This is a genomic window from Archangium violaceum, from assembly GCF_016887565.1.
Classification (GTDB): Bacteria; Myxococcota; Myxococcia; order Myxococcales; family Myxococcaceae; genus Archangium; species Archangium violaceum_B.
Window position 1 is genome coordinate 11,943,460 of record NZ_CP069396.1, and the last position, 15,734, is coordinate 11,959,193.

At 67.7% G+C, this 15,734-nt stretch carries 12 protein-coding genes; all 12 read right to left on the reverse strand.

The window, feature by feature from the left end; genetic code table 11:
- Positions 1-9 precede the first annotated feature (9 nt).
- The 12 genes from cas6 to JRI60_RS54885 all read right to left on the reverse strand — a co-directional run bounded on the left by cas6 (position 10) and on the right by JRI60_RS54885 (position 15,382).
- Complete coding sequence (gene cas6 / locus JRI60_RS47650) at positions 10-684, reverse strand: type I-MYXAN CRISPR-associated protein Cas6/Cmx6 (RefSeq protein WP_204222727.1); 675 nt, start codon at positions 682-684, stop codon at positions 10-12.
- Complete coding sequence (gene cmr6 / locus JRI60_RS47655) at positions 681-1,787, reverse strand: type III-B CRISPR module RAMP protein Cmr6 (RefSeq protein ID WP_204222728.1); 1,107 nt, start codon at positions 1,785-1,787, stop codon at positions 681-683. The genes cas6 and cmr6 overlap by 4 nt, the downstream gene beginning before the upstream one ends.
- On the reverse strand, positions 1,765-2,178 hold the full coding sequence (locus tag JRI60_RS47660) for a type III-B CRISPR module-associated protein Cmr5 (RefSeq protein ID WP_204222729.1): 414 nt from the start codon (positions 2,176-2,178) through the stop codon (positions 1,765-1,767). The genes cmr6 and JRI60_RS47660 overlap by 23 nt, the downstream gene beginning before the upstream one ends.
- Positions 2,175-3,086, reverse strand: a complete 912-nt coding sequence (cmr4, locus tag JRI60_RS47665; protein ID WP_239470151.1) for a type III-B CRISPR module RAMP protein Cmr4 — start codon at positions 3,084-3,086, stop codon at positions 2,175-2,177. The genes JRI60_RS47660 and cmr4 overlap by 4 nt, the downstream gene beginning before the upstream one ends.
- Entirely contained in the window at positions 3,083-4,258 is a 1,176-nt protein-coding gene (locus JRI60_RS47670; RefSeq protein ID WP_204222730.1) for a type III-B CRISPR module-associated Cmr3 family protein, read from the reverse strand. The genes cmr4 and JRI60_RS47670 overlap by 4 nt, the downstream gene beginning before the upstream one ends.
- The gene (gene cas10 / locus JRI60_RS47675; RefSeq protein WP_204222731.1) at positions 4,255-6,024 is read right to left on the reverse strand and encodes a type III-B CRISPR-associated protein Cas10/Cmr2; all 1,770 of its coding nucleotides are present in this window, start codon (positions 6,022-6,024) and stop codon (positions 4,255-4,257) included. The genes JRI60_RS47670 and cas10 overlap by 4 nt, the downstream gene beginning before the upstream one ends.
- On the reverse strand, positions 6,021-7,352 hold the full coding sequence (gene cmr1, locus JRI60_RS47680; RefSeq protein ID WP_204222732.1) for a type III-B CRISPR module RAMP protein Cmr1: 1,332 nt from the start codon (positions 7,350-7,352) through the stop codon (positions 6,021-6,023). Before cmr1 ends, cas10 begins: the two co-directional genes overlap by 4 nt.
- Before the next feature lie 83 nt (positions 7,353-7,435).
- Complete coding sequence (locus JRI60_RS47685; protein WP_204222733.1) at positions 7,436-9,247, reverse strand: SAVED domain-containing protein; 1,812 nt, start codon at positions 9,245-9,247, stop codon at positions 7,436-7,438.
- Between the two features lie 40 nt (positions 9,248-9,287).
- On the reverse strand, positions 9,288-10,178 hold the full coding sequence (locus JRI60_RS47690; RefSeq protein ID WP_204222734.1) for a nucleotidyltransferase domain-containing protein: 891 nt from the start codon (positions 10,176-10,178) through the stop codon (positions 9,288-9,290).
- Between the two features lie 130 nt (positions 10,179-10,308).
- Positions 10,309-11,175 carry a serine/threonine-protein kinase gene (locus JRI60_RS47695; protein WP_239470152.1) on the reverse strand — a complete coding sequence of 289 codons (867 nt, stop codon included), beginning with the start codon at positions 11,173-11,175 and terminating at the stop codon, positions 10,309-10,311.
- A complete protein-coding gene (locus JRI60_RS47700; protein WP_204222735.1) occupies positions 11,175-11,981 on the reverse strand; it encodes an RNA polymerase sigma factor in 807 nt (268 codons plus the stop codon). The genes JRI60_RS47695 and JRI60_RS47700 overlap by 1 nt, the downstream gene beginning before the upstream one ends.
- A 23-nt stretch (positions 11,982-12,004) precedes the next feature.
- On the reverse strand, positions 12,005-15,382 hold the full coding sequence (locus JRI60_RS54885) for a serine/threonine-protein kinase (RefSeq protein ID WP_204222736.1): 3,378 nt from the start codon (positions 15,380-15,382) through the stop codon (positions 12,005-12,007).
- Between the last annotated feature and the right edge of the window lie 352 nt (positions 15,383-15,734).

Sequence of the window (15,734 nt, forward strand, 5' to 3'; positions counted from 1 at the left end):
TTCGACCACTTACGACCCCAGCATGCGAGCCCAGAGAGCCAACGCTCCCGTTGGCAGGAAGTGGGGGTCCCAGCTTGACCTTGGGCCGTTCCGAACCTCCTCGTGCCGGGTGGGAAGGAACAGCCCACAGCCCAGGTGACGGCGCCCACCCAGACCATGCGTTTGAAGACGCAAGGAGTCTTCTGGCGCGAGGCCTCCCACTGTAAGGGCAAAGCCCACGACCTTTCTTCCCGCGATGGACAGGATGCGCCGCCGGCCCAGGGTCAACGTCCCCTCGCAGCGCAGTTCCATCAGGAACTTGCGCGAGGAGAACTCGAACCTGGCGGCGTCCAGGGCGTGCTTGAAGGTGACGAGCCGCGAGGACAGCGAAGGAGAAGCCGCCAGGGGGTGGATCCCTGGCCTTCCCAGGTGGATTTCATGGCCCGCGAGGGAGAGTGAACTACGCGCGAGCGGCAGGAAGAACGCGAGGGAATCCGCTGGACAGCGCAGACGCAGCGCACCTCTCTCCAAGTGGAGGACCTTGGCATCGGCTCTCGTGCCACGCAGGGTGAAGACACCGACGTCATGGCGCTCGTGCAAACCGGGAAGCCGATGCGAGAGTGCCGAGAACAGCAAGTAGCCGTGGTCAAGCGGCACCGGCCCGCCGCGCACGGGAAACAGAAGATCGATGACAGGCGACGTCATGCACGAAGCCTCGTGAGGAGTTCTTCGAACCGTTGCTGCTCATCGCCGCGCTTGAGGTTCAGGAACTTCCTGAAGAGGCGAATCGCTTCGTGCCGCTCCGGCATCGACAAGGCGAGCAACCGCTTCGCCCATTGCTGCTCCACCTGCTGGAACTGTTGTCGCTGGCCTACGTTGCGCGCCTTCTGCTCCTCCAACCAAGTCTTCAGCTCCATCAGGGCCGGGGTCTCCAAAATCCTGCTGGATTGGAGGCTCGGTGTCTCCGAGACGAGACGCCCGTACCCAGCCGCGGTCTTTCCTCCCAGGCCCCAGGACTCCAACGCCTCGCGCACGTAACGGCCTGCCCGCTCCAGCAGCGCTCGCTCGCCCCTCGCCTCCAGGACCACCAGGAAGCGATTGCCCGGAGCCACCGTCAGGAACGACACGGGATTGGGATCGTCGAAGTCCACGGGCCATTCCCTGCCCCCGCTCTCGTAATACGCACGCTGGTGCACGGTGAGCACGTCTCGTGCCAGCATCGGCCCACTCCCCATCTCCGCCGGAACCCACAACGCATCATGGAAGACCACCTCCCCCTGGCTGCCCTTCTCCGAAAGCTCGTCTACGTCCGGAGAGCCGAACAGCCGTCGGAACACCCGGCCTGGGGCCCGGCTCGGACGCGAGAACTCCCAGGTCGTGCCACGGAAGGGCTCACGCTCGGGATCCTCGATGCCGGGCTCCGGGCCATACACCGTCTGAACATAATGGGCCGTCAGTCCCTTGAGGGCCGAGCCGGGCAGCACGGGCACTCCCCAGGTGTGGTGCAGCGTCAGCCCTACTCCGGTGGCCGACGAGGTGCCGTGCCCCACGAGAACCCGGCTCTCCGCCCGTACGATGAAGCAGAGGGTGTCTGGACCCTGAAAGGATTCCTTCCAGCGGCGATAGGCCTGTGAATAACGGGCCGGCTCGCGGCATTGGGTCAGAAGCTCCAACCATCGTTTGCGCGCGGCGGGATCCTCTTGAAGCACGGCCAGGGGCGCGCACCGTGTGTACCCCAGGCCCGCGTGGCTCGGCACCTGCCCGGGAGTCTCCGGACACCGGTCCTCACCGTCCGCCATCAGCCACATGGCTTCGATCCTCCTGCGTGAAGGTGGCCTGCACCGCGCGCCGGAACCACACCAACACCTGGAGCAGCTCGCGGGTCGCCAGCATGTAGTCGCTCATCTCGAGCCGGCGCACCGCCTCGGGTAGCTTCACGCCCGCCATCCGGGGAGGCCCGGGCAGCAGTGCGTCAGCGAGGTCCTTGAGAAGCCGTCCCACGGGCTTGTCTTGCTTCGCCTTCTCGGACTCCAACTCACGCTCGAGGAAGGCCAGCGCCGCAGCCAGGCCATTGCGCAGCACGGCGGCACCAAGGGCGTGGACGTGCGTCGCATAGTCCGCGCGCTCGCCCGGAGGCACGCGCATCACCCGTTCGTAGGCGTGGAGGGCTCGCGTCTGCTGCCGCGTTCGATGGATCATGGCCGTGCCTCCCTCGAAACCCCAGGCCACGCCGCCAGCCGGCATCTGCCCCGACCCACGGTGGCCTTACCGCCCAGTTGCAACAGCGCCGTCCCCTTCAGCGCCCGCTCGAGCACCTCCGTCGCGCTCAGTTCGGTGCCCCGGCGCAGACTGCGCCCCGCGGCCAGCACCCCTACCAACAGGGTCTCCGCGGGCAGGCTCTCCTCTTGCCAGAGCGCCCCCTGCACCACCGTGCCAGTATCGGGGTCGATCCGCACGCGCGTCTCCACCTGGGTGGCCGTCTCCAGGAGGAAGCTCATCGTCTCGTCGTCCACCACGGCGAAGCGCTCGCGCAGCCCCTCCTCCTCCTCGGGCCACGTCCGCGAGAGGAAGCGTGCCCAGGCATCCACCGCAGGCTCCACCTGGGCATCCAGGTCCAGATCCTCCAGCAAAAGCCTGCGCTGCTTGGGCGACACGGTGATGCTGCCCGCCCCCACCCGTGCGCCGGTAGCGGGTAGCCGCTTCATGCGCCCCGGTAGCCCATCGAGGCCCGCCAGGTCCCTACGCGCCAGTTCCAGGAGCAGCGGCGAAGACACCCATGCGAAGGTACCCAGGAAGCTGCGCACGGGCAGCGCCACCAACCGCGCGTCTCCCACCACCAGCGCACCGGCATGGTCTCCCTCACGAGCCTCATCCCCCGCCGCACCGCTCACCTCACGCAACGGGCCGAAGAGGGCCTCCCACTCCGCTGGCGGCAGGCTCCGGCGCGCCTCGCGCAACACGCCCTTGAGCGAGGAGCCAGGAACGAAGGGGATGTTCGTCGCACGCAGCCTCGCGATGGGTAGGTCGATGATGCCCACGCTCTGCCCCGTCCCCGCGTGCAGGGGCGAGAGGGCGTGCAGCAGGTAGGGCCGGATCTCCATGCTCATGTGTTCATCTCCTCGGGGTTCCAATGCCCGGGCAGTACCCGCCCCAAGCCCTCCTCGCGGCCATTGCCCCAGGGGGCCAGCCAGAGCGTGCTCAGGGCGGTGAAGGGACGTCCATCCACCCGCTCGAAGAAGTAGACCGAACCCGCAGGCACCAATCGACGGGTGGCGCGAGCCCTCCTTTGGACCATGTCCCAGGTAGACAGTTCCAGGGGCCGGTTCACCAGGGCCGCGCGGAGCACCACCTGCCCCTCGACTCCCGGCAAGGTGCCCACCCACGCGGGGTCTCCTTGGTACTCAGCACGCTCCAGACCATCCGGCAGCCAGCCTCGTTGGAATTGCGCGGGTGTGGCCAGAATCAACCGCAGCCCGGGGGAGCGCTCCGGCAGCCCCCTGGGCGCCGCGAAGAGCGCGGGTGTCACGCGCTCGGCCAGCGTCAACCTCCGCTTGCCACCCAGCCCCAACGGCCCACCGGGAAAGTCCGGAGCATCCGCGGGCAGCGTGCATTCCAGACCCAGGGCCCACTCGCGCGCTCCAGTGCCGAGAGGCTCGCGACAGAGCATCTCCAGGATGGGCGTCTGGTACAGCATGCCAGGCTCCGCGGTCTGGGTGTCGATGTTCAAGGTCACCCGGACGTCGACACGGAAGGGAGGACCGGACTGTCCGCGGGACTTTGGAGTCTCGCCGCGCAGCCAGCCACTCAGGGCGTCCTCCGTCCAGAAGGGCTGCAGGGACCTCGGCTTGCCTGGCGGGAGCACGGGGCGCCACAGGGCCTCCAGCGCCGCGTCGTCCTCCGTGCCCAGGGTCGCGACACCGCGCGTGGGGCGTCGGGGCAGAAGTCGCTGGAGACGTCCGTCCACGGCCAGGGCATCCGCCGGCACGGGCCACATACGGTGCTCGGGAGCGAAATCCTCACCCAGGGGCCGAAGGAGGGCGAGCACGGGTCCGAGGGCGACGTCCTGGGTTTCCCGCTCCCATTGTGCCGGGGACAGGGTTCGCGAGGAGCGGGCCATGAGGGACTGGCCCCAGGCCGCCCGCAGAGCGCCACGAATCGTGGAGGGCGGAGGCCAGGGGTGGGAATGGCTCCGGCCGACGTCGCTGGTGTACCAGCCACGTCCGTCCTTGCAGAACAGCCCATCACGCGGCAACAGGGCAAAGCGCGCGGTCGTGCTCATGCCGCACCTCGAGTGTCACCCCGCGACCGGAGGGTGGCGCGTGAGAGCATTTCCGCCAGGAACACGCGCTCCGCCCAGGCCTCTACCTGGGTGTGGAGTTCCTCCAGGGTGCCGTCTTCCTTCAAGTCCAGTCCCGCCTGCTGGGGTGTGAGTCCCGCCCCGGGAGTGCCTGCCTCCACACGAGCCAGCACCCGTTGCACTTCTCCTAACAGCACAGGCCGCCAACGCGCCTCGTCCTGCGGCGAAACGGCGTGACGGGGAATGCGCCGCAGCGCCGTGTACACCTCGCGGACCTTCGTCATGGGCAACGTGCCCTTCTCGCGAAGAGTGACGGTGTCCTCGATCGCTTTCACGGGTCCATCGGACCAACGGAGCCGCCAGGCATGCTCACGGCTGGAACGCAGCCGAGCCAGGAGTGCGAAGCCGTTCCGGTCCTCCCCTTTGGCCAACTGCTCCGCACGCCGCCCCAGGTCCAGCAGGTCTCCAAGGCTCTCCAGCACATGACCTACCCCCAGCCCCACCGACAGCGTGGGCTCTTTCACACCCCGGCCTTCGAGTCCCCGTTTCATGGCGGCGGAAAAGGCCCGCGACAGCTCAGCGGCGCAGCCCAGCGCGTCCGGAAGACAGACGAAGCCGACCACGTCATCCCCTCCGGCGTAGACCAGCACGCCCCTGTGCTGCTCCTCGATGATGCGCCGGGCCTCGGAGGCAAACCCGGAGAGCGTGCGAGACAGGGACTGGTGCGCGGTGGGGCCATGAGAAGCCAGGGTTTGAAGCGTCTCTCCCATCTTGTCGCCGTCCGCCATAAGGCAGGCCACATAGGGGAAGGGCTCACCCAGGGTGGCAAGCAAGGGCCGCACGAAGTCCTGGCCGAAGCGCTCCGCGACCTCGCGCTCCAATTCTTGCTCTTCCAGGTACGTGCTCCACCGGCCGGGCAGCAGGAGCTGCGCGTCAAAGGGGAAGTCGCGCACCCATTCTCTTTTCCCCGGCTGGACTGGCGTCAGGAACCGAGAGCACTCCCGGCGAAGCCTCTCCATCGCCGGAGCCTTCGTCTCCTTCGCGAGCGCCGTATAGGCAGCGAGGCCGATGGTCGGGACGGGGATGAACTGCCCGGGCTTCCCGCCAGTGCGCTTGAGCAGACCGATGGCGTCCAGCTCCTCGCGCCGACCAATGCGGAAGCGGCTCCAGTCGCCGCCCTCACGCCTCCCCTCGACCAGCACGGACTCACGTGCACCATCCAGGCTGGACTTGTGACGGCCTCCCCGCTGGTGCTTCCACGGAGCGAATGGGCGCAGCCGCTTGCGCTCGGCCAGCGCGGCTTCCACGAAACTCAGGGCGTTGCGGTATTCGTCTGGCGGCGAGAAGGAACACCAGGCGGCATGGAACTCCAAGAGGGTGCCCAGTTGCTCCTGGGCGGTGCCAAGAGCACCAGCGTCCACGAGTTGGGGATGCTTGTACCAGACCTCCATGCCCCAATCGCGCAGCCGTGTGCGCGCCGCCTCCCGGGCGGCCCGGGCCACCTCGCGCGGGTCTCCCTGCCGCACGAGCACCAGGAGCTTGTTGGGGACGCTGGGAGCGGCCTCCTCGCCTTCCACGAGCGCGGGGAAGATGAGCTCCGCCTGAAGCTTCTGGGCGGTACGGGCGGCCTCGAGGCTCAACTCACTGAGCACATGGCTGCCGAACCACAGGTCCCGGGTTCGCCGGGCCTGGGCGATGAAGTCCTGCACGGGACCAAGGCTCATGAGGAGCAGGTGCGCGGTGCTCACGTCGACTCCTTCACGTCGCGAAAACCCTTCACCCAGTTGAGAAAAGCCTCCTCCAGGCTCGATTCCATGAGGGGCGCATAGAGCGGGGTGTCACCCGAGGCCAGGAGCGGGCCGAAAGGGGCCTCTGAGTCACGGACCTGGACACGCTTGTTCACCAGGACGACACGGCCCCGGCCTGGCCAGGCACGACGCAACCAGAGCGCGATGGGAACGAAAGAACCGTTCGCCAGCGGCATGGCCTTGACGATCAGCGGTGAGGCAAGCCGCTCGTGCAGCCGCTCCCCGTCATGCCAATGCAGCTCGACATCCGGGGGCTCTCCTTCTGGATAGCGCGCTCCGTTCTTCTCTCCTCTGTTGGGCCGGGCGAAGCGCTGGAAGCGAATGGCCAGGGGCAGGCCAAAACCCGCGCGCGGCCAAGCCATGGCCCTGCTCGCATACTGGGGTCGAGGCGGGTGAGCCCATGGGGTGCCATCCGGCTTGCGCAGCAATTGGCGTATCTTGTCGGCCTCGGGCCAGAAGGAGCGCCCCGGGCGATTGGGCTCCCCCTGCTCCCGAGCGAACGCTCCGCTCCTACCCCTCTCGGGCACATCCCGGCGCGAGCCGGGCGGGAAAGGCCCTTGCCCCTGACGGAAGTCGCGCAGCCAGCCCAGGGCCCGCGTCCAGGCATCCTCGGCCTTCGGTCGCGGAGCGCCGTAGAACAAGCGAGCCCCCCGCAGCACAGGCATCTGGCGGGCACCGTCCGAGGGGCGCGCGCCGAACAGAGGCAGACCCGGGAAGAGGCGCGACCACTCCTCGCGCGTGGGCTGTGAAGGCAACCACGCCGTGGCATCCTCCACGACGGTGAGCGAGCCGAGCCCACGCCGCGTGCGGCTCCCATATCCTCCCCAGAGCACCCAGGCCCGGAGAGCGCTCTCCACCTCGGAGACACGATCCGTGGGCGCCAGGACATGGACCCAGAAGCAGAGGGAGGGCCGCCAGCGTGGAGCAGGCGGCTTCTCCTCCACGGCCTGCTTCTTCTGTGCGCTCGCGACCCAGAGGGCATAGGCGCCCGGAGTGTTCTGGCGGATATCGTCGGGATCATCGGACAGGGTCCGGGAATCCACCTCCACGCGAATGTCCACACGTGAGCGGGTCCCCGCGTCCTTGCCCATACCACCCCAGAGCTCGCGCTCTCGGCGGGCCAGTTCCGCGGACGTGGCGCACTCGTGCCCATGGAGTGCCCGCCACCAGAAGCGCAGGTGGCCGCGAATCGAGGGCACACGGATGGGATCGAGCTTCTCCAACTCCCGGGGAGCGGAGGACCCCGCGAGGAGCGGAGTGGTCGTCATCAATCGCACCCTCAGCGACTTCATCGGAGGTCCGCCCGAGAAGCGTCGTGCTCGTGGTGCCGGATCTGGCAGCGGGCCAGTGCTCACGTGGAATGACTCCTTCCCGGGGAGCCGAGCAGGGAGCGGTGCTGATCGAATAGCGCTTCGAAGAGCTTCCGCACCTCGTCCTGGCTCTGTTCCCGAGGGCGCTCGTCCCAGCGGCGGAGCGCGAGCAGCAAATGACGCACCCAGCCGGGGTTCTCCATGCGAACCAACTCTCTGCGGTAGTAGAGAGCCAGTATCAGGGTGTCATTCTTGTCCAACCCCTCCAACTTGACGCGCTGTTGGTTGTAGCTCTCGTGAGGATCCGGGAAGGTGGGCAGCCCCGCGATTTCGATGAACACCCGCTCCAAGTCGGGATGAGCTTCCCTGGACAGGGAGGCCGTAGAGAACCGGCAGGCATGGAAGAGCCAGATGAGGTAGCGCCGCAACCGGCGCTCGGGAAGGCTCTGGATGGGTCGCTCCGGCTCGAAGATACGAACGCTCTCCAATGCATTCCAGATGATGGCCTCGAGGGCTTGCGACGGAGGCCGGGCGGTCTCGGCTCGATGTCTCTGCCGCCAAGCCAACGCCACCTCGACGGATACCGCGTCCGCGTCGTAATCCACTGCTTCGAGCACCCAACCCGTGCGTCCACTCCCGCTGTAGCTGTAGGAGGTCGGGCCGCGCTGCTGGACATGGTAGGCCTCGTGGACGAGGAGCAGCCGAATGCACTCCTCCCAGTCTTCTTTCGAGCCCAGGCGCTGGCGCAATGTCCGGAAGCTGTCCAGCAGGTCGACGGGGAACTTCCAGCTTCCAGCCTGGTAGCGGAACAGGGGCGTTCTCTCCATCGCGGGCGTGGTGTCGATTTGACTGTCCAGGAGGATCCTCCCTCCAAGGCGCTCAACCAGTGGCTGTTGCTCGGGTTGGCCCAGCCACTCGACCAGTTGCCGGTGGACGGCGCTCACCTTCTTGAGCTCTTCCTGGATCTCCTGCCACTGCGTGGGAGTGAGGGCCTCTTCCCGCGCGGCGGCCAGACGGCGCCGGGGGCTGATCTGGTGGACGGCGAGATACTTGCGCTGATCTGGATTGAAGTGGTGCAGCCACAGGGGGTGCTGAGTCTGGGCGTTGATCGCGGTCCCCAGCGCGGCGGCGAGGCTACCGGGGCAGTCCATGGCCAGGAGTACGGACTCGGCCCCCTCCAACCGGTCATGCAGGGTGTCGAGCACGGCGCGGAATTGCTCCGCCGCACGCGAGACCTCAGCAGGGTTCTGGACGGCTTGCACGGAGGGCCCCTGGACAGGCCGCAGGTAGACCGTGGCCAGGAGTTCCGAGGGATGGCGCGCCTGGAACTCCGCGAGGGCCGTGTCTCGAATGGAGTTGGTGACCTCGACGATGAGCGCCACGTGCCCACGGCCTCCCTGCCGCGTGGAGGGAAGACCCTCGACGATGAAGAAGGGCTCTGGCGTGGCGGGATGGGATCTGCCCGCCATGAGGGACCAGGAGCCGTCCTCCCGCGACTGCTGGTAGACATACAGGGGCCGGCGCGGCAGACACCAGGCCAGGTGCAGCATCAACACCAGCGGTGCGCACCCGAACAGGTGGATGGGCAGGTCGAGTCCAAGCTCGCGCTCCCGGGCCACGAGCGCCTCGGCGAACCGCTCGTTCTCGTCGAAGGCCCAGCCCCAGTCCTGCTCCCGCTGTGCGCGGACGAGCGCATCCTTGTCATACGGATGCAGCACCACGGCCGCGACGTCCCTGTCTCCCTCGAAGCCACTGCGCCTCAAAGCGTCTCGCGCGGTGTTCTCGGCAACAGGGCGGTCGTGCTCGTAACGAAGGATGAGGGCCTGGGTTCTGGGCGTCAGGGGAATGTCCATGAGAGGGCTCCTGGAGGGACAGGGAACTGCAAGAACAGACTCAGGGACCCCGATCCCGATAGAATTCACCGAAGAGCTTCTTCAAGCGCCCGTGGGCACTCGGGGGATTGGAGTCGCTCTCTTCCCTTGCGAGCCGCACCTCCCTCGCCGCGCTCGCCAGCACCTGCTGGGCTGAGGTCTTCTGGAGGGGCTTCATTCGAGCATCCACGTCGGGACCCAACCGGGCGGGGTCCGGACACGTGCCCAGCACCTTCTGACTCAAGTGGGAGAAGAGTATCTCCAGACCCTCGAGGTAGTCCCCGGGCGGAGAGGGGAACGCGCTGTAGCTCATCACCTCCAGATGAAAGGAGCGCAGAGGGCTGGACGAGTGGTTCCGGTTCCAATGCTTGACGGCCTTGAGGAGTGGCTTGAGCTTCTTGCCCGCAGCCTCGTTGGCTTCCGTGCTCAACGTCTGGTGAATGCGGGGGTTGGTGAGGATCCACTGCCCTGTGTGCCGCTCGGGAATGAGGTAGGCATTCCGGTTGGGCACCTCGAAAGCGGGCACGACATCGAACTCGACGCCAGACTTCGAAAAGCCGATGTGCACCGAATGCTGCTGAAGAGTGGGGGATTCCTTCTGCCGCCACTCCGCGTGGAGCGCCTGCCGGACCTGCTTGAGCCCCGCATCCGGTGTCAGGCTGCCTCCGGGGGAAGACGAGGCGGAGGAAGTAAGAACGGCATCGCCCAACACGACGAAGAGGTCGATGTCGTGTAGCGGCCGGATGGCGGTGTTACGGCTGTAGGAGCCAGCAAGGAAATCCGTCTTCGTATCGAGCCGCTGTCGCAAGCTCTCGCGCACCAGGGTGTGTTGGCGGCTGACCTCGTCCCGCTGTCCCTGTGTCAACTCCAGGGACTGGATGAACTTCTCCAGTGCCTCACGCACACTCCACATGTCCGCTCCTTGGGTTCTTCCTCGTCCAAGGAGAAGGACGTCAAAAAGGGTGGCGAACCATCGCGGCCCGATGCTTTTTTCCGAGGACCCCCCTCCCCTCCCGGACAAACCCTCGATTTTCGGGGCGATTTCAGCCGTCGGAGGAAGGCAGTAGGCGCAGAACGTCCGCCATGGAGGGACGTTCCAACACCTTCTTGGCCAGCATGCGGGCCAGCAACGAGCGAAGAGCCTCGGGCGCCACCCCCTCCAGGAGCTCCAGCGGTGGTGGCCGTACCACATGGCAGAACATCAGGCCCTGCTGTTCGTTGGAGATGAAGGGCAGACGGCCTGTGAGCAACTGAAACCCAAGGACTCCCAGCGAATAGACGTCGGCCCGGTCATCCACGCTCTTAGGACTGCGCCACTGCTCGGGTGCCATGTAATCCCAGGTGCCCAGGAGCGCGCTGCCCGCCGTCGAGACCGGAAGCGCGGCGGCGGGCCCGCTCCCGGTAGCGAGCCTCTTGGCGAGTCCGAGGTCGGCGAGCTGGATCTTCCACGCCCCAGGCTTCCGCTGAGAAACCAGGATGTTGGCGGGCTTCAGATCCCGGTGGACGAGGCCACGCGCATGCAACAGGGCCAGGACCTCCGCCAACTGCCGGACCACCTGGATGCAGTCCTGGACCTGGAGCCGCCCTCCTTCGCGGGCGAGCGCATGGTGGAGATCCTCCGGTTGCCACTCCAGGACCATGAAGGGACGGCCCTCCGGGAGCACTCCGGAGGTCAGGGCACGAACCAGGTGCGGGTGCTGGAGTTCCTGGAGCGTCCGTGCCTCGTTGAGGAAACGGGCCACCACTTCGGGGTGGAGGCACCATTCCGGGCTCAACACCTTCACCGCCACGGGCTCACCCGAAGTGGCATGCCGTCCCGCGTAGACCTCACTCGTGGCGCCCACCGCCACACAGCGCGCGAGGAGGTACTCACCCACGCAGGTTCCGGATGCCAGCATCGAGGACGCCATCAGGAGTCGGTGGAAGGCTGGAGGGCCCGCAGCTTCTCCAGCCAATGCAACAGCCCTCGAAGCTCATCGGCACACTCTGGATAGCCCGCGGCGAAGGTATCGGGCTCCAGGGGCTTTCCCTCCTCGCGCCGTCGGAAGTAGACGGACAGGGCCGCATCCACCTGGTTGCGGATGAGGATCGCATCGGGATTTTCCTCGGACTCCAGCTCCGCCACGCCTTCCATGCGCGCACGGAGGGTCCGCAGGCCCCGCTGCAGCAGCGAGTCCACGGCTTCCCTGGAGCGGCCGAGCCGCTGCGCGATGCCCATCACCGTCGAGTCATGGAGGTAGTAGAGCGACAGGGCCTCTCGCTGGGCATCGGGGAGCTCGTAGAAGCACGCCAGCAACCGACGCCACTCCTCCTGGTGGAAGGAGACCGTGCTCGGACTGCGTTGGGGCGCGGGGATGTCCTGGGCCTCGCTGGCATCCAGGGGAAGCGCCCCCACGTCATTCCTCTTCTGACTGCCCGCCTTGCGCAGCAGGTCCACCCACCGGGAGTGGAGGACCTGCTCGAGCCAGACCCGCCACTCGCCCTCGCTCGTGCCCCGGAAGGAGGCGAAGCGTTGGAACGCGCCCAGTGCTGCTTCCTGGGTGACGTCCGAGGCACGAATCCCTCCCGGGGCAGCGTTCCCGATGCGCCGGGCCGCCCAATCCTCCAGATTGGATTCACTGCGGCGGAGCAACGCCTCCCAGGCTCCCTGCTCCCCCTCGCGCACCCGGTTCAGGAGCGCCTCAATGGACAGCTCAGATGGCTTCGATGAGCTCATGGTCCCTCCGCACTCCGCCCATCCTATGGGCAGTCCGCGAACCTGAAGCGTACATCTTCTCCATCCTTGTCCTTGAAGTCCCTGGCCAGGGCGCACCGGTCGGTGCGCAGGCGCGAGGCCATGTCCCGATCTCCCGTAAGTGACTCCTGTCCGGCCAGGGCGTGAAGCCAAACCAATGCGAAGCGCTTACTGGGGGGCTCCCCGTCCCGCAGCCGCTCGCCCAGCTCCCGCGCCTTCTTGTAGTTCACCTCCGCCTCCTCACGCTGGCCCTGAGCGACCTGGAACGAGGCGACGTCCATGAGGACCCGGGCAAGTACCCACCGGCTGTATTGGTCCCCCGCCGGAGCCTCCCTGAAACTGCTCCACCCCAGGCTCAACTCCCGCTCAAGGAACTTCCGCGCCGCGTCTGGCTCACCCGCCGCCCGCGCCACGCTCGCGCGCATTCCAAGCGCCTCAGCGAGAAGGGCTTTGTTATAGGACTCGCCGTTCTGTTCATGGAGCTGGATGGCCTCGTCCAGGAGGCCGGCGGCGGCGTCCAACCTTCCCGTGATGAGTTCGCACCCGGCCAGTTCAGAGTCACTCACCGCCAGGGTGCGCCGGTCGTCCACCGGGTCGTGGGTCCGTACCTCGGGACGCTTCAGCGCCCGCACGGCCTCGGCGAAGTGCGCGCGAGCCTGGTCGAGGTTGCCTTGCGCCTGCTCCACCTTGCCACGCTTGGAGTGGCCGAGGGCCCGTAGCCGCAACAGCCTTCCATCCGCAGGCCGTTCCGCGAGCGCCGCGTCCAATTCCTCCCGCGCCTCGTCCAGGAACTGGCGGGCTTGCGCCAGACTTCCATCATGGAAGGCGAGATCCGCCTGCCGATGAATGATCTGGACGGCCACGCGCCGCACCTCGGGGCGTTCGCGTTGCTGGGGCGTCAGCTTCGCCAGAGAGTCACGAAAGCCCTTCAACCTCTCCTTGCGCAGTTCCAGCGTGTACGGCAGCCAGCTGAGCTTCCAGTCCAAGTCATCAGAGAACTCGTCCATCGTGTCGATGAGCTGCTGCAGGGACGCCTCCGCGAGCTGCCGCTCATGGCGCGCGAGGGCCGCGTAGAAGAGGATGGCCAGGAGCGCCAGTCCGGCCGCCGCGGTGAGCAAGGCCCGGTTGAAGGTGCGCCGCCGCTCCAACCGCCGGGCGGCCTTGAGGAAGCTGGCCACCTCGGAGCTCTCCCGCCGACCCTCGGCCTGGGGAACGTGGGCCGGAGCCACGCCCCCAAGGTAGTAGGTGAGCAGGGTGCCCGTGGGCAATCCCTCCACCGGACACTCCGCCTGATGCCAGCCATGCGCGGCGGCCTCGAGAAGCGCTTGGCGCTCGAGCGACGTCCGCTCCTTCTCGATCCACGTGGCAATGGAGTGCACCCGGTACAGCAGCAGCTCGTGCACCAGTTCCACACGTTGCTCCGCGTCGCTGGCTCCGCCTGACAGCTGGAGCAACCGCAACCCCGCTGGCGCTCCCGAGGTGCTAGTGGACAGCCCGGACAGCCGCAACAGCACGTCCTCGGCCCGCTCGTCATTCCCGCCTGCCGCGCGCACATCGCGCCGCGAGCGGGGACGGCGGGTATCCGGCACGCCCCGGCCTATCTGCACCAGGGACAGGCTCATCCACTTGGCGCGCTCCCGCCCCTCCGCCCCCAGACTGTCGAGCAGGGCCTCGGCCTGCTGGGCCAGGGCGCCGCCCACGCCCCCAAGCCGCTCATAATGCGCGTGCGTCAGCGGCGCGCCGCCACTCAGCACCCACAGCCCTCGCAGCGCCTGCCCGAGCAGCGGCAGGCGGCCCGCCTCGCTCCGCGCGTCCTGCACCATGCGCTGGGCCAGCCCTTCGCTCAGCCGAAGCCCGGCGTGAGAGGCCATGCCCTGGACGACCTGGGTCAGCGCGGCGGGCTCCATGGGCAGCAAGGGGAAGCGCACGGCGCGCGAAAGGTGCCGCGCCAGGGCGGGCACCTGCTCGATGCGGTGCAGGAAGTCGGCGCGCACGCAGGTGAGCAGCCGTACCGGTGAGCCGGAGTCCTCGATCGCGGCACTCAACAGCGCGTCCAGCGTGAGGCATTCGGCCACTCCTAGCGTGAACAGCTCCTCCAACGGCTCGATCACCAACAGGAGGCGGCATCCCTGGGGTGTATGGGCGGCGGCGAAGTCGCGCAGGGCCCCGGCGCCCGTCCGCAGCAGGCGCTCCACCGTCTCCGCGCTCTCCCCCTCTTTCAGCTGGAGGGGGCCAGAGGCGAGCGCCCGGGCCACGGCGCGGATCGGCTCGTCACCGGGGCGAACGCACACCACTCGCCACGTCGATAGCTGGACGAGCCGGGGTAGGAGGCCCGCTTGGATCAACGAGGACTTGCCCACCCCGCTGGGCCCCTCCACCTGGAGCCACCGCCGCTGCCCTCCGTGGAGCTCTCCGAGCAGGGCGAGCAGGGTCTGGAGCTCCTCATCCCGGCCAAAGAACAGCTCCGCCTGCGCCTCGGTGAAGGGGGCCAGTCCGGGAACGGGGCACGACTCCCGATCGTCTTCCCACGGCCGGCTGAGCATGTCGTGGCAACGCCGCATCGTCGGCCGCCGCGCGGGCTCCTTGGCGAGCATGGAGGCGATGAAGGCGCACAGGCGGCCGGGCAGCGTGGGCACGAACTGCTGCAGCGGGGGTGGCTCCTCGTGCACGTGCGCGGAGAGGACCTCGACGGGCTCCTCGGACACGAAGGGCGTACGGCCCGCGAGCATCTCGAAGAGCATGACGCCCAGGGCGTAGACGTCCGCGCTGGCGTCCACGCGGGCGGCACTCCGGAACTGCTCCGGCGCCATGTACGGGTAGGTGCCGATGAAAGCCGACTCGTGGGTGTGGACCTGGGTGGGGCCGAGCGCATCCACCGCCACCGGTGGCAGCTTGGCGATACCGAAGTCCAGCAGTTTGACCCGGTAACCGGGGTGGCCTTCCTCCTGGCAGAGGAAGACGTTCTCGGGCTTCAGATCGCGGTGGACGATTCCCTGGGCATGGACCTCCCCCATGGCGTCCGCGATCTGCGCGCCCAGGGCCACCGTGTCCCGGAGGGATACCGGGCCTGCCTGCCGTCGCATCCACTCGCGCAGGGACAGGCCGTCCAGGTACTCCATGGCGAGAAAGGCCGTGTCTCCCTGCCGCGCCGAGTGCAGGACGCGCACGACCCCCGGATGCTGGAGCCGCTCCAGGGCCTGGGCCTCTTGCAGGAAGCGGGCAACGAGGTGCGGCTCGCGTGCCGCCTCGGGGGACAGGAGTTTGAGGGCCACACGTTGCCCCTGAGGCCCGTGTTCAGCGGCATAGACGCTTGCCATGCCCCCGCTGCCAAGCAGGTGCAACAGCCGGTAGGGACCAACATGAGTGGGGGGGCTGGGCTCCATCGCGGGACCATGATCGCCGCTCCCGCGCTCAAGGGCAAAAGCCCTGTTCCCGGCAACGCAGAGCTTGTGGTGCGTCGAACTCTCCTTGTCCAGCGTCGTATGCCTGCTCGCTTGCTGCTCCTCCTTGCCCCACTCGCGACCCTCGCCAGGAGCACCGCCCTCCCCCCTCTTCAAGCCACTACCTCAACACCGAACTCCGGCCAGGTACTGCGGCTCGGCTGGCGCTCGTCCTCGTGCTCAACGCCTCTCGGCATCACGGCGAGGGGGACCGCGCGTCGTGGTCACGAAGAAGCGGTTCGTGTCGTTGTGCTCAACGCCTCTCAGCATCACTGCGAGGGGGACCCCTCATCAC